Source organism: Lysinibacillus sp. GW823-FHT02G10, assembly GCF_058797135.1.
In genome coordinates this window covers 15,119-30,002 of sequence record NZ_JBXAJI010000009.1, presented here as the reverse complement: position 1 = coordinate 30,002, position 14,884 = coordinate 15,119, and the positions used below count along the sequence as shown (strand labels likewise).

13 protein-coding genes are annotated in these 14,884 nt (G+C 36.4%); 4 read left to right on the top strand and 9 right to left on the bottom strand.

Features of this window, described 5'->3' with window-relative positions; translation table 11 throughout:
* Positions 1 to 122: 122 nt before the first annotated feature.
* On the bottom strand, positions 123 to 749 hold the full coding sequence (locus AC1RFD_RS19910) for a nitroreductase family protein (RefSeq protein ID WP_492475214.1): 627 nt from the start codon (positions 747 to 749) through the stop codon (positions 123 to 125).
* Between the two features lie 125 nt (positions 750 to 874).
* Between AC1RFD_RS19910 and AC1RFD_RS19905 the strand changes: the two genes are divergently transcribed.
* A complete protein-coding gene (locus tag AC1RFD_RS19905) occupies positions 875 to 1,231 on the top strand; it encodes a winged helix-turn-helix transcriptional regulator (RefSeq protein ID WP_048390751.1) in 357 nt (118 codons plus the stop codon).
* A 354-nt stretch (positions 1,232 to 1,585) separates the two neighbouring features.
* Here AC1RFD_RS19905 and AC1RFD_RS19900 read toward each other — a convergent pair whose 3' ends face one another.
* Positions 1,586 to 3,154 (bottom strand): sensor domain-containing diguanylate cyclase, encoded by a 1,569-nt coding sequence (locus tag AC1RFD_RS19900; protein WP_492475213.1) that lies wholly within the window; start codon positions 3,152 to 3,154, stop codon positions 1,586 to 1,588.
* 507 nt (positions 3,155 to 3,661) lie between these two features.
* On the opposite strand from AC1RFD_RS19900, the gene AC1RFD_RS19895 reads away from it, so the two are divergent.
* Complete coding sequence (locus AC1RFD_RS19895; RefSeq protein WP_054548910.1) at positions 3,662 to 4,846, top strand: CaiB/BaiF CoA transferase family protein; 1,185 nt, start codon at positions 3,662 to 3,664, stop codon at positions 4,844 to 4,846.
* Between the two features lie 39 nt (positions 4,847 to 4,885).
* Here the strand turns inward: AC1RFD_RS19895 and AC1RFD_RS19890 are convergent, their stop codons facing one another.
* From AC1RFD_RS19890 to AC1RFD_RS19875, 4 genes are all read right to left on the bottom strand, one after another.
* Positions 4,886 to 6,361 (bottom strand): hypothetical protein, encoded by a 1,476-nt coding sequence (locus AC1RFD_RS19890; RefSeq protein WP_492475212.1) that lies wholly within the window; start codon positions 6,359 to 6,361, stop codon positions 4,886 to 4,888.
* 197 nt (positions 6,362 to 6,558) lie between these two features.
* Positions 6,559 to 7,113, bottom strand: a complete 555-nt coding sequence (locus AC1RFD_RS19885; protein ID WP_492475211.1) for an HPP family protein — start codon at positions 7,111 to 7,113, stop codon at positions 6,559 to 6,561.
* Between the two features lie 198 nt (positions 7,114 to 7,311).
* On the bottom strand, positions 7,312 to 8,670 hold the full coding sequence (locus AC1RFD_RS19880; RefSeq protein ID WP_054548908.1) for an acetamidase/formamidase family protein: 1,359 nt from the start codon (positions 8,668 to 8,670) through the stop codon (positions 7,312 to 7,314).
* 84 nt (positions 8,671 to 8,754) lie between these two features.
* Positions 8,755 to 9,369 (bottom strand): PH domain-containing protein, encoded by a 615-nt coding sequence (locus AC1RFD_RS19875; RefSeq protein ID WP_048390761.1) that lies wholly within the window; start codon positions 9,367 to 9,369, stop codon positions 8,755 to 8,757.
* A 215-nt stretch (positions 9,370 to 9,584) separates the two neighbouring features.
* On the opposite strand from AC1RFD_RS19875, the gene AC1RFD_RS19870 reads away from it, so the two are divergent.
* Entirely contained in the window at positions 9,585 to 10,307 is a 723-nt protein-coding gene (locus AC1RFD_RS19870) for a response regulator transcription factor (protein ID WP_048390763.1), read from the top strand.
* The gene (locus tag AC1RFD_RS19865; protein ID WP_492475210.1) at positions 10,304 to 11,689 is read left to right on the top strand and encodes a sensor histidine kinase; all 1,386 of its coding nucleotides are present in this window, start codon (positions 10,304 to 10,306) and stop codon (positions 11,687 to 11,689) included. The genes AC1RFD_RS19870 and AC1RFD_RS19865 overlap by 4 nt, the downstream gene beginning before the upstream one ends.
* A gap of 105 nt (positions 11,690 to 11,794) precedes the next feature.
* On the opposite strand, the gene AC1RFD_RS19860 is transcribed toward AC1RFD_RS19865, so the two are convergent.
* From AC1RFD_RS19860 to AC1RFD_RS19850, 3 genes are read right to left on the bottom strand one after another with little or no spacing between them, the layout of a single operon-like run.
* A complete protein-coding gene (locus tag AC1RFD_RS19860; protein ID WP_004233888.1) occupies positions 11,795 to 12,154 on the bottom strand; it encodes a YxeA family protein in 360 nt (119 codons plus the stop codon).
* Between the two features lies 1 nt (position 12,155).
* A complete protein-coding gene (locus AC1RFD_RS19855) occupies positions 12,156 to 14,024 on the bottom strand; it encodes an FtsX-like permease family protein (protein WP_492475209.1) in 1,869 nt (622 codons plus the stop codon).
* Positions 14,011 to 14,778 (bottom strand): ABC transporter ATP-binding protein, encoded by a 768-nt coding sequence (locus tag AC1RFD_RS19850; RefSeq protein WP_054548905.1) that lies wholly within the window; start codon positions 14,776 to 14,778, stop codon positions 14,011 to 14,013. The genes AC1RFD_RS19855 and AC1RFD_RS19850 overlap by 14 nt, the downstream gene beginning before the upstream one ends.
* Positions 14,779 to 14,884: the final 106 nt, after the last annotated feature.

Sequence of the window (14,884 nt, the reverse complement as noted above, 5' to 3'; positions counted from 1 at the left end):
ATATTTAAAAATTCATAGTTTGCAATACATAAAAAAGAAGCCATTAAAGATAGATTCATAATTGGCTTCTCTTTATTAGATATTAATTTTGGACTTTTAAAAGTTCGGTTAGTTTAAAAACACTAAATTATTTCATTTTTATAAATTACCTTGTTTACATTATGCCTAACAGTCTTATAACCTGCTTTTATACCTTTACCAATAGCAATCAGCATAACATCAAGATACCTATCAGAAATATTTAAGATCTCTTTCAATTTCTTAGAATCGTAGCCTGACATCGTAATTGTGTCAAAACCAGCTTCATTCGCTAACAAAACTAAGGACATTGAGGCAAGACTTACATCTCTAGTTAACTCTAACTTTAGATCTTCTTTTGTCTTACTTTCATAATAATTTATTGCAGCATTCGCAAGATAGTCTCTTAATGATTCATCAAAATAACCTGCTTGGTACCCCTCCTCATGAATTTTAATAATATTACCTTTGTTAAATGCCTGATAGTCGCCCAACATGACGATTAACGTTGAAGCTTCTACTATTTGCTGTTGATTAAAAGCTATAGGTAGTAATAAATTTCTTAAGTTCGCATCCTCGATTATTAAGTATCGCGTTGCTTGAATATTATTTCCGTTAGGCGACTTACTTGCACTGTCAACTAAGGCAGTCAATGTTTCTGAACTAATTTTATAATTTGAATCATAATGTCTAACTGAACGTCTTTTTTCTAAAATATCTTTTACACTCATTATGAACAACTCCTAAGTTTTTATTGTATTGCGCCTCTAATTATAGTAAGCAATAATAAATAAGAAAATAACGCACAAAAAAGTGGTATAGCCACATTTTTGTGCCTATTTAGGAGAGGAAGCACATGGTTAACTATAATACAGGAATCAATATTTTTATGGATATTGCAGGTGGCAAATGGAAAGGATTAATACTATTTTTCTTGAGTCAACAATCAGTAAGGACGAAAGAGTTTTATGAATTAATACCCGGAATTACGCAAAAAGTTCTAACCGATCAATTGAAGCAGTTAGAAAGAGACGGACTTGTTCGGAGAGAAATATTTAAAGAAGTACCACCAAAAGTAGAATATAGTTTAACAGATTTAGGAGAGTCATTTATACCCGTTTTAAATACAATGTGTACATGGGGAAATGATTATGCACGTTTAAAGGGAATTGCCAAGGAGCAACAAATTTGTTGTCATCAAAAGGAAAGCTAAGTTTTCCTTAATGGCTCCTTATACTAATCACCTTTCTATAATTCGTATCAAAACCACAGCTTGTCACTTTGTTAGAATATCCCACAAAATGTAAAAAAGCCAAGGAGCATCGGTGCTCGCTTGGCTTTTGACGATATATAGGCATACATCTAGTCGTACTTGGGGTGTCATAAGGGAAAGGGGGATAACCTTACGTCTTGTCAAGTCGATCAAGAGATGTGGCCCGAGTTACATATCATTTGAACATAATTTAAAAGTCATGTGGCTGATGACTTATATACAGCTTGCCCAAATGATGTTTGCATTAATCATTACCCCAAAAATTAGGGTTGTAAGCTCTTTTGTTATATTTTTTTATTCCTTTTTTGAGACTCCAACTTTTACCTGATTTCGCCCTTCTTGTTTCGCAAGGTAAAGTGCGTCATCAGCCGCTTCAATTAGCGCTTCAGTTGTATGTGCCATTGCTGGATAGGCAGCTATTCCTGCAGATAATGTTATTGGTCTACCACATGGACTGACCGTATCGGCCAAAGTTTTTCGTAATTGTTCTGCGACTAGTGTGGCTTCCTCTATCGTCGTGTTCGGCAGAAGTATGACAAATTCCTCGCCACCGTAACGGCAACATACATCGCCTTCACGAGCTACTGATTCCATTTGTCTAGCCAAAAATTGTAAAACTTTATCACCTACTGCATGTCCATATGTATCATTCACACTTTTAAAGTGGTCTAAATCTAACAAAATAATGGCATGTGGTACCTTACTCGCTAACCATTCAGCAAGCATTGAATCCATTGTACGTCGGTTCGTAATCCCCGTCAGTGGATCAACAGTAGATTGATCTTTGAAAAAGGAGACCTGTCCATGTAGAAACGATAAACTTCGAACCAATGCATTCTTCAAAGAATAGGCTTCAAAGTACCATCCACTAACAGATTTTAAACCTTCTACATTTTTCTTATCTAAACTTTCTTCTGTTAATGATGCTAATTGTTGTAAGGGATTCGCAATACGTGCTGCAGCCCAAAGTACAATGATAATGGAAACAAACATAAGAGGCACAGATTTTATAATGACCTCCTGTACACGATCAAATGAAGGGGCTAATGCTACTTCTAAAGGTTTCTGCGCAACAACTCCCCACCCTGTCGATGCCACTGCACTATAGCCAGCTAGCATTTTCACTCCTTTTGTATTCTCAACCAGTTGGGCACCATCCTTTCCAGATGTAACAGCTTGAACGACTTTATTTTTCGTTACAATGTCATTAATACGACTTGGATCTTGATGATAGATAACTCGTCCTTCTGAATCAACTACATATACGTAAGAACCATCCTTACTATAATGTTCTCCCAACAAGGTTTTAAAGGCATTAGGTTCCTTTAAATAAATAGTGCCAGCAATCATTCCTAGATATTCATTGGACTCCGAGAAAATAGGATGCGATATAAAAATGATGAGCCGCCCTGTCATCGCCTCATATGGCTTAGAAATAATTGGTGTCTTTTTGGCTAATGCCTCTTTAGCGCCAATTGATGTTAAAATCTCTCCTTTAATTTCTATAGATGGCGGAGAGACAGATAAAACAAGTCCCTTTGAATTTGTTATAACCACCGAATTGAACATTTGATTTTGCAATCTCAAACGCTCTGTTTCCTGATTCAATACTTGTTCATCATCCATTTTCGTCCTAACCTGATCCGCGCTATATCCTAATATTTGGAAAGCTTCGTGGAGATAGGAATCAGCAGTTGAGGCCAATTTTTGAGCATAAACTCTATTCGTTTCTAGCGTATTTTCCTTAATGGAATCAATGTTCATCCTATAGCCGCCCCAAACACTACCTATGCTTGTTAAAAAGAATGCTGCCATTGCTACGCCCATTATAAGATGCTTTAATTTTAATCGGTGCGATTTCATTTTTCCCCTCCTATTTATGATTTTTTAATATGTATATTTTGAGAGATTCTTAAACAATTAGTGCCTATTATAAGCAAAGACTCCTATAGGTAAAAGTAACATGTATTAATTGTGTAAGAAGAATCCAACACACCTCTAGGATTGTATCAATAAACGAGGTTGTATCATATAGAATCTGGCAAACAAAATTCCAACATTTTAGTTATTTAGATTAAAAATTGCAACAGCTGACGCTAATTATCTGAAATTTGATAGAAAATCTAAATTCTAAATTTTTTTACTTTTATTGTTATTCTGACATATAAAAGTTGAAGCGTTTATTTTATAATAAAAATTAGCATAGGCAAGTTAAGATTTAATCTGTTATAATACTCATTAAAATATAATAAACTGTAATAATACAGTATATAGAATACGCTTTTCACACAATGGGGATTATGAGAAAAGCGCTACTCGCCATCATCATCCAGATGGTTGTGTAGCCTACACAAAAAGGGGTTGGAAGATTTGGGCATTTTAAAGGGGTTAAAAATTCTCGATTTTTCTGCATTACTACCAGGACCAATGGCGACAATGATATTTGCTGATTTAGGAGCAGATGTCATCCATGTTGAATCTTCAAAGCGGGTTGATTTAACGCGAATTATGCCTCCCTATGACGATGATCATGAGGCATATATCCATCAACATTTAAATCGATCAAAAAAATCTATAACGCTAAATTTAAAATCACCAGAAGCTATCGACATTGTTAAATCACTTGTACAGGAGTATGACGTTATTATCGAAGGATTTCGACCTGGTGTAATGCAGCGACTTGGCATCGGCTATGAAGCGCTTAAAGAAATAAATCCTAAGGTTATTTATTGTGCGATTACTGGCTACGGACAAACAGGGCCTTATAGTAATCGACCAGGACATGATAATAACTATCTATCCTTAGCTGGCTTACTCGACTATTCCCGCCATAAGGATAAAAAGCCTGTTTCCATGGGCGTTCAACTAGCTGACATAGCTGGAGGGACAATGCATGCAGCAATAGGTGTGCTTGCTGCTGCTCTACATCGCGAAAAAACAGGAGAGGGACAGTTCATCGATATTAGTATGACAGATGCTGTCTTTTCACTTAATGCTATGTATGGGGCAGCATTTATTGGAGGTGGCCGTATTCCACAGCCAGAGCAAGAAATTTTAAATGGAGGCAGTTACTATGATTTTTACAAAACAAAGGATGGGCGCTTTTTCTCTGTCGGTAGTTTAGAGCCTCAATTTCGCAAATTGCTCTGTGAAGCACTCGATATTCCCGAATTGATCGATAATACCTTCAATGACTCCTACTATACGCAAATTCGTTTTAAAGAGGCTGTTCACGATGCCTTCTTGTCCAAGACATATGAGGAATGGCTTGAAGTGTTTAACGAGGATTTCGAAGGTTGTGTAGAGCCAGTTCTAACATTTCCTGAAGCATGTGAGCATCCACAGCTAAAGGCACGAGAAATGATTGTGACTATACCCAAAAGCGATGGCACTATGCAAAAACAAATTGCCTCTCCGTTTAAATTTGATGGTACGCAGCCTGAATACAAGCATGTTGGTGCTAAATTAGGCGAGCATAATGAGGAAGTTTTACTATCTCTGGGCTTTAATGCTGAACAAATCAAGGCTTTGAAGGAAAAAGGTGTTTTAGAGTAAAAAAAGGTGTCTAATACTGTGATGTATTAGACACCTTTTTTATACATACGCACTAATAAACATACGTAGGTTTTCAAAATGATCATCTATTAGTAGATATTTTTTGTAAATCTCCATTAACTTTTCAAAAAGCTCGTACTGCTCTGTTACAAACAAAACTCTTAAAATATTTAACATATGCAGGGAGGCACTTTGTGCTACAACATAGTATGGTGCATTTGGTTGACGATAATTGCGTCGCCACTCTTCCACAGACAAACCAATATGTTGTAGAGAGTTATTCACATGAAGTGCTATATCCTGTTGAACATATGCTTCAATTGCAATAAGCTGTTCACTACTAAAGTTTTTTTGTACTAATGAAGAATTAATTTTTTTATTCGATGCTAAAACATGCTCTTTTAATAAAAGTAAGCCATCCTCATAACGTGCCATTTTTACATAGTGCTCTAGTAGAATGGCATATAAATTTTCTAAATAATTTAACTGATAATTTTTAATAATGGCAGGTGGTGTTGGTTTACGATTTGGTAATAGCTCTTTATACTCTAGTAATATTTCAATGGCATAATTATTTATTCGTTCATCCTCTAATAAATATTCACCATAATGTATAACCTTTTCACTCTGCTGTTCTCTATTTGCTATATGAAATAAAATATAGGCAATTAACACTTTTTCCTTCTCTGATAGTGCATACATCGAGTAGCGCCATTCCGCTTCAAATGAGGTAATAAACGATTTGACACTATTAAAATCACCTTCTGATAAGCAATAATGAGTAACAATTTGATATAGACGTAACTGTTTCTTTGCCAAACAGCTAGCATTATGCTTATCCACATGAGTTATACACTTATCCAGTATCGCTTTATAGTTATTCACAAAGTTATCCACATGTTCACAATTTTCTCTCACAGAATGCTCGAAATGTCCCATTATTTCATAAAGAAATGTGAATTGCTCTAAAGGTTTGTGGATAAGCAGTGAATAAACTTTTTTTGTGAAAAGCCAATGCCAAAAAGATGCATGCTCTTTATACATCATATGCACTAAATATTCATCATGAAATTTATATAAAATAATTGATTGTAGCTCATTAACTGGCATAGCTATTTGCATTCGTTTCCCAAAGACTAACCAAATTAATCGTTCTAAGTCTATTGTATGTTGTGCAAAAAGCTGCTCAAAAAAAGTATCTTTACCTTTTTGAGTATAGAAAAAAGTACTGAGACGCTCATTCACAAATTTTGAATCTAAACCATATTTGTCAAAATATATTTGCATTTCTGTTGATACATGACCCCAATATTTACGTGCTGTGGAAAAGGCAATATTCTTAGCCGTTTCTTCGTTTACTAAAAATAGATTGGGTGAAAGCGAAGTACCAAGTATTTTTGGATCTTCTTGCAGATTTGACTCTGCTTCCAGCCAAGTTGCTAGTATATTTTCAGCACCCTTTTTACTTTTTTGTTTATAAGCCATGAATAATTGCTCATCACAGTCCAACAGCATAAAAATGGATCCTCCCATCAATTTCTACCAACAAAGATCTTCCCCTATCATTCAAATACATGATTTTTACACTCTTTCTTCAATATAACAAATCTTAACTAACATATGCTAAAAAATATGGGTATGCATAGCAAAAACGTTAACAATATAAAAAACCACCTATATAAGTGAACACACTTTATAGATGGATATCATCTTTACCAAAACAACGGATATTTTCTTTTTTCTCGTAAATTATTGATCAACAAACCGAAAAATACAATTATGACTGCTCCAATTAATACAGGGGTTAGTAAATAACTCCAACCATAACCTCCTAAAATAATAATTATAGGATTGGCGCCTGCTGGAGGATGTATGACACCTAAAAAGGCCATAAAAAATATAGTTAATCCGACACCAAGACTAATAGACAATATATTGGAGCCTAGTAATGAATACATGGCCAAACCGATAAATGCCGAAATAAAATGACCTCCAATTATATTTCGGGGCTGGGACAAAGGTGCATTCCAGACGACAAATACAAGAACGCAGCTACCGCCTAATGATGCCATTAACCAAGGTGAATTGGTAATGTTAGTTAACCATAGCAACACAAAAATGCATATTAATCCTCCTATTGCTCCAGTAAAGGCATCAGCAAAATTTGTTCGAGATGGAGCATGACCTCCTCCTCTCATTTTTAATATAAAAGGTTTTATACTAGTCTTTTTCTCTATTTTGTTTTCCACACCTATAATTTCTGTCATTAGACACCAACTTTTCTCTTCTATACTCATCTGTTTTATATAAGGTCCTGTTATTCATTTTTAAACTTTAACTATTATATCAACACAACAATAGATTTCAATCCAAACTTCAAATTTCAGACAAACATTTACTTATCTGACTTGTAGCTCATACAAAAAAGCAAACTTTTAAAAGTTTGCTTTTTCAAGAAATCATTATTAGTCATATTGTTTTTTAATAGTTTTATATATTCTTACCTTTTTCAATACAGTTTTAGGTACTTGGAAAGTGGCTGTGACAACCCCTGGATGGCGTCCGATTTCAATGGAGCCTGTGATAGTTGCTCTATTTAAAACCTCTGGTTCGCTCATCTCAAATAGCTTCGCAGCTCGACTAATCGCGTTATCAGTCGCCTCATTTAACGTTTTACCAGAACCAATCACCGACACTGGGAATGCATCCTCTACCTGTTTAACACCAAACTCCTCCGCTAGCTCACGTGCGCGACGTTTTTCTTCCTTGGTAAAGGGTTTTGCTGTATAAGGTAAGTCTTCTACATTTGGTAGTAAAATTGGGCCTTCCAAAGCTACTTTCTTCAATACCTTAACTTGAAGCTGCACAATACCCGCTACATCGGTTGTATGTCCTGCAATCTCGCCGTCCCCTTGCATAGCATGCATGTCTCCAATATATACACCACCGCCTGGTACCTTGACTGGACAAATAATAGTCGCACCTTCTCGTACTCGGCTGATATCCATATGTCCATCGGTACGATGTAAATCCAATTCTTCTTGAGTAAAAGCATATTCATGTGGTGCTCCAATTAAAAATGAACCAAAGTCACCTGCATTATGTGAATCAGGCATCGCTTTAGAAGGGGTTGTCCCAAGCTGACCTAAAAATGGTCGCATTCTCGCCAATACACCTACTAAGTCGCTTGGAGCCAATGCAACAACAGGATTTTGTACAGAATTTTCAGGTGTTCTCATGTAGTTTTTAGCATCAAGTGCAATTCGTCTAGCACCCTCTCGTCCAACAGTTACACCCATTTGCCCTTTATGATCTAGTGCCATCGTATAGCCGTTTGTCATTTTAAAGGGTGCCGTTTCTGTATCACATGTAGAACATCGAATTGCATGTGGGCCTATTCCTTTTACAACTGTGCTTGGATGAAGCTTGCCACAGCCTGGACATTTTACAGAAACAAACGGATCACCAATGAATCGATCTACAATTGCTTCATCATGGCCAGACGAAGTTGCAAGAGATGTGACCTGAATAGATTTAATTTTTATAACAATGGCGTCACCCACCTCTGCTCCTTCTACAAACACGGGCTTCGTTACTTCATGTCCTCCACGAATAGTAGGAGTAAGCATGGGTCCCCAACATCCAGGTGTTGTATTGGCAATAATCGTTCCACCATCCTTAAGCGGCCCTAACATCTTCTGTGATGGATCTAAAATACCATCAATAAACTCATTTACGAACAATGTTTCAGCGGCTTGAGGTTGCTGTATAAAATCATCACTTTCTACCTCTTCTTTTTCTAGCACATGCATGTCGTTTGTCATTTTCTAATCACGCTCCTAGAATAATTTTTATGTATATCGTTATATGTTAAAAATGCTCTCTACACTTGCAGAGAGCTATTTTTATCAATTGTTCATATATAAATCAAAAATATGTGAGAAGTCTTCTTTTTTATACTTATCTTTATGATCGATCATCCAAGTATTCGCAAAGCTTGTAATTTCTTTGAATGACGACGCAGGAGATATATTGTCATTGCCAATTCGACCAAGTGATGATGATGCTATGTTTAAACTTTTTTCCGCTACTTCTAGCTTATAAGCATTGTTCTTTTGTTCATAGCTAATGGCATGTAGTGCTTTATATAAATCTTTAATGTCATCAATAAAGCGTTTATGAATGTCGATGGATAGTGGGGAATTGCCGATTGTAAACTTAATTTCGACATCAAGGTCGATTGTTCCTGCTGTTTCGAGAAAAACTTCTGTCACAGTATACATTGAATAGTCATAGCGTCGCAGTAATCGTTTCTTGCTCATAGCACTTTCGCCATCTACATGAATAATCGCACGATTTGTAAAGCAATACTCATCTGCCTTCGTTTTAATTAAAAAGTAAATTTTTTCATCAATTTCATGTAAGATAAAATCATCTGCATCTGTCTTATCATAGTCCTCTCTTGGCACAACCACACCAATATCTGAAAGTCCAAGTGCATCTGCTGCTATTTTTTTAAACATCGTCATTCCTCCTAATTTGTAATACTCTTTTTACGCTTTAGAATCTGTAAAGGTTTCACCATGTATTGATTTATATAAAAAATGTTCTTCTTCTCTTGTAGAATAAAAGCATTTACTGGTTAAGCTATACAACCCAACATTTCCTCTTTTCTATACATTTCATTTATAATAATTGTCAGTAAAGATTCTTCCAAATCGAAAGGTCGTGTGAACAAGTGCAAGAACCAACCATTTTAGTAGTGGATGATGAGGCAGATTTAGCGAATCTACTAAAAGTAAGCTTACAAAAAGAGGGCTACAAACAAATTTATACAGCTGGTACCATTCACGATGCTTGGACAAGCTTTCAACAAACAACACCCGATATTATACTTCTAGATGTCATGCTTCCCGATGGTGAGGGCTACGATTTATGTAGACGTATCCGTGAAGTATCCCATGTCCCTGTGCTCTTTATGTCTGCTAAAAATGAGGAAATTGATAAAATTTTAGGACTAGCCATTGGCGGAGACGATTATATTACAAAACCTTTTAGCCCGAAAGAAGTAGCCTATCGTGTGAAGGCGCAATTACGTAGAGCTGGCTATCAAACACAAGATACCATAACGAATATTGTTGAAAAAGCACTCCAAATTGGACCATTTCAGTTGAATGCCGATGAAACTGAAGTCCATAAAAATGGCGTATTATTGGAGTTAACAGCTAAGGAAATTGGATTAATGGCGTGCTTTATGCACAATCCCAATCGAATCTTAAGTAAAGAAACATTATTTGAACGTGTATGGGGAGAGGATTTCTTCGGTTCTGATAACACTGTTATGGTGCATATTCGCCGATTGCGTGAAAAAATTGAGGAGGATGCCTCTAATCCTCTATATATCACAACTGTAAAAGGACTTGGCTATAAGTTTGTCATGCCAAAAGAGGCACAAGAATGAAGTGGAAATTAACTGCTCGCTTTCTCCTTTCCGTACTTTCTATCGTCATCATTGTTATTTTCGTCAATACAGCTATCTTCATGGGACTCCTTACTTATCGGCTAGCAACTGACTCTGAAGGCGTTTCTGCCACAGAAGAAGAACACTTTGTGCGGGAATTTCAAAAATATATCGAGATAAAAAATGGAGCAACTTCCATACGTGCAGAAGGAATCGAACAATTGCATCAAAGAAATGCGTGGATACAATTGCTTGATGAAAATGGTCAAGTGATTGATGCTCATTTTGCACCAGATAAAGCACCATTGCACTATGCACCTATCGACTTAATTCAAGTATATAAATATAAAGAATTCGATTCTGATACTACGGTGTATATTGGCAGTAAGGATTCCATTAGTTATTTAATCGGTATTAAAGGTAGCGGTGTTACAAGGTTTGTTACGCATGTTTCTGGCACATCACTCTTACAGTTTATAGGGAAATTTGGCTTGTTCATCGTGATTGCGGACTTGTTAGTAGCTACATTAGTAGGGTGGCTTTTTGGTCGTACATTAACGAAACCTCTTTATGCGATGATAGATCGCATTCATCATTTAAAGAATCATGATCATACGTCTATTAAGTCTCCTGGTGGTGTCTACAAGCCGGTTTTTGAAAACTTAAATGAAGTATCACGAGAATTGGCAGCCCATGAACAGGAGCGAAAGAGACTAGAGATTATGCGTGAAGAATGGATTAGTAATGTCTCACACGATATGAAAACACCACTTGCCTCTATTCGAGGTTATGCAGAACTATTGAATGATGCACAAATAACAAATACTGAGCAAATGGAGTATGCACAAATTATAGAAAAACAATCATTGCATATGCAAAATCTACTGGATGACTTAAATTTAACGATGCGTTTAAGACATCAACAGCTTCCACTTACACTAAATGAAGTGAACATGGTGCCTTTTATTCGAGAGATAGTGATTGAAACATTGAATACACCACAATATGAACAGGCTAATCTAACGTTTGAGGCGACAACTGCGAACAGTCTTCATCTAATCGATGAACATTTTATGCGCAGAGCTATCATGAACTTTTTACACAATGCATTGCTTCATAATGCTCCCGATGTATCTATCCATGTGTCTGTTGATGAGCATACTCTTACAATTTCTGATAATGGCAAGGGGATAGACCCAGAGGATCTAGAACATATTTTTGAACGCTATTACCGAGGCACAAATACGGACAATACTGCTGGGACTGGTTTAGGTACAGCTATTGCTAGAGATATCATTGAGGCCCATGGAGGAACAGTAACCATCACCTCGGAAAAAGGAAAAGGTACATGCGTTATTATTGATCTACAAAAGGAATACTAAATAAATAAACTAAATTTAACCAGTTGAATTTAAACGCTAAATACTTTGCACTGAACTTTCGTGTGGAAAAGAAGGAGTCTCAAAATTTGAGACTCCCTCTTTGTGCTATTTCATTTGATCCTGTACTTTAGCAGGTAATTCATGGAATTTCACTTCATCAAATGAAGTAACTTCTGTTTCCTTTTTCACGTAAAGCTTTAAATAAGCATCCTGGCGTAAATTTTTATGAGCGGAAAACTTTAATGTTTTCTCTTCCCCATTTTTATCGTAAGTAGGTAGCTCGTACCAATACATTTTAAAGATTTCACCACTATCTGCTTTATACTCCTCTACCTCACCATCAGCCGTGATATGAACATAGTAGGTATCTTTATTTAATCGGTTAAAATCTACAGTCATCAATACAATTAACCCTGCTACGAATAAGATAAACAATGCACCTATTCCGAAAAATACTTTTTTCATATTAATTCCCCTGTCTCACTATTTTATAAAACGAACGAACGGTAAAGATATAATAAATAAAGTAAATAGCTGAATAAGCAATCATCCACAAGATGACTGGTTTTGTAATATTCATGTTAAATAGCTGTGAAAATGCTAGTAATGCAAACACACTATGTGCAATACCCACAATAAGTGGCGCACTAAAGATAACAGCGACCTGTCCTGCTACTGTCTTTAAGATTTGCTTACTATTTACACCAATTTTATTTAAAATAGCATATTTTTCCTGATCTTCTTCGGCTTCCGTTAAAATTTTGAAGTAGATAATACTGCCTGTTGCCGCTAGGAAGACCAATCCTAGGAAGCTTCCCACAAACAATAGGGCACCAACTGTTGCTAAGCTATCCTCATAGCTTTGCGGTACACTAGAAAATGATTCTTGTTGTTCAGAAGACAACTGCTGGTAAATGTCTTTCGACACGTCCACTTGTTTCAAATCATTGTCCAATCCAACAACCTGCATCATAATCTCATCGGCATCAGTAGCTTTAAATTCTTGATCATTCACAACGAGAACTGTTCCAGCTGCTATAAAGTTTAATACGCTTTCCGTGTACATCTTTTCTACATGGAAGGAGTCTCCGTTTTGTAGCTTAAAGTCCTCTCCTGTAAAGTCATGTGAAAATCGTTCATCATAGGCTGCATCCAGTAAAACCGTAGAACCCTCTGCAATGTGTAGCTCTTTATCCTTGCCTTGTAATTTCGCTAAGCGATTATAGTCCGATTCCTTAAGTAATGTATATTCGAAAAATGAGAATTCATTATCCACACGTAAATTTTTCACAGCCAGTGCTTCATTATATAAGACATCCTGTTGTGAAAATTCTACTGTCTCGCCTTTCCACATAAATGTGTTTGGCAGCATCTGACGTACAGAGGCTTCTGCATTATAATACATACCGAAGACACCGCCACCTGCTGTAATCGTAGTGGCACTTAAAATTGCAATGATTGACAACGATTTGGCATTAGCTCGAATACGATACAATAATTGAGAAACACCGATTAAATTTAAACCCTTCCAGGACCATGATGTTGCTTTCTTTAATGCTGTTAATACAAAGACACTCACACTATGGAATAGAAGGTATGTCCCTGCAATTGTTACCCCTATAACCATTAATGGCGTACCTAATACCGTAAAGAATCTCCATATTTCACTCGTAAACATATCAGAGGCAGCTGTATAATAACCAAATGCAATAAGTACAGTGCCAAGTAAAGCAGCTACTAATGATGCACGTGGAATTTGCTCTCCCTGTTTGTCTGCATGGAATAAATCAATTAGTTTAAATTGATAAATCACACGGTAACCTTGTAAGGATGTGAATAAAAACAGTAGTGTAAAAATGCCCGTTGTATTAATTAGTGCCTCCATTGAAAATGTCAGACTACCAACCACTTCATAGCCCATTAAGCGTACTAGTATCATTAATAGCCCTTGGGACATAAAGAAACCTAGAAGGATACCAAACACAAGAGAGACAAGCCCTATGACTAAATTTTCAAAAAAGAGCATTAAGCCAATTTTTTGCTTACGTACACCTAGTAACGAGTAAAGGGCTACTTCCTTTTTCCGCTTCTTCATAAAAAACGAGTTGGAATAGGCCATAAAGATGACAATGAAGAACAGAAGTACGACTGACGAGGCACTCATTAATCCTTTAATTTGTTGTGACGATTGCTTTAAGGCTGAAAGATCATCATTATATTTGAGCGTCACAAACGTAAAGTAAATAACGATACTAAATACCATTGAGGCAATATATAAAAAGTAATTCGATAAATTGCGTTGAATATTTTTACGCGCTAAACTAAATAACGTCATTTACTCCACCCCCGATGCTAGATAGCACCTGCAAGATCTCTTGGAAAAATTGCTTCCTCGTTAGAGTCCCACGTTGAATTTCCTTAGATAGCTGTCCATCCTGAATAAATAGAATGCGCTGGCAGAAGCTAGCGGCAAAGGCATCATGTGTAACCATCATAATCGTTGCGGCTTGAGATTGGTTTAAATCACTTAGGCTTTCTAATAAATCGGTTGCAGATTTTGAATCTAGCGCACCTGTAGGCTCATCGGCAAAAATTAGTTTTGGTTCTGTCACTAATGCTCGCGACGAGGCTGTACGCTGCTTTTGCCCACCTGAAATTTGATAAGGATATTTGTTTAATAAATCACTAATTCCAAACAATGCAGCAATTCGATCAACTCTTGCATTAATAGCCTTTGTCGGCATTTTTGCAATCGCTAGTGGTAAAACAATATTTTCTCGCACTGTTAAAGAATCGAGCAAGTTATAATCCTGGAAAATAAACCCTAAATTATCTCGACGAAAATCCGCTAATTCAGCATCCTTCATACGTGCCAAATTAGTATCTTCAATAATAATTTCACCAGTTGTTGGCGTATCAATCGTTGCTAATACATTAAGAAGCGTAGATTTTCCAGCCCCAGAAGGACCCATTACCCCAACAAACTCTCCCTTTTCTACTTCAAATGATATATTCGATAGCGCTGTAAAAGTATTTGCGCCTTTGCCGTAATTTTTCCCAACGTTTTGTACCTTTAATAATGGCGTCATATACGCTCACCTCTTCTTTCTGACTTTAGTATACGACCTCAAACTTACAGCAAATTTGTCGCAAGCTTACAGCAACCTTAAATCATCTGCTTTTTGAAATTTGTAG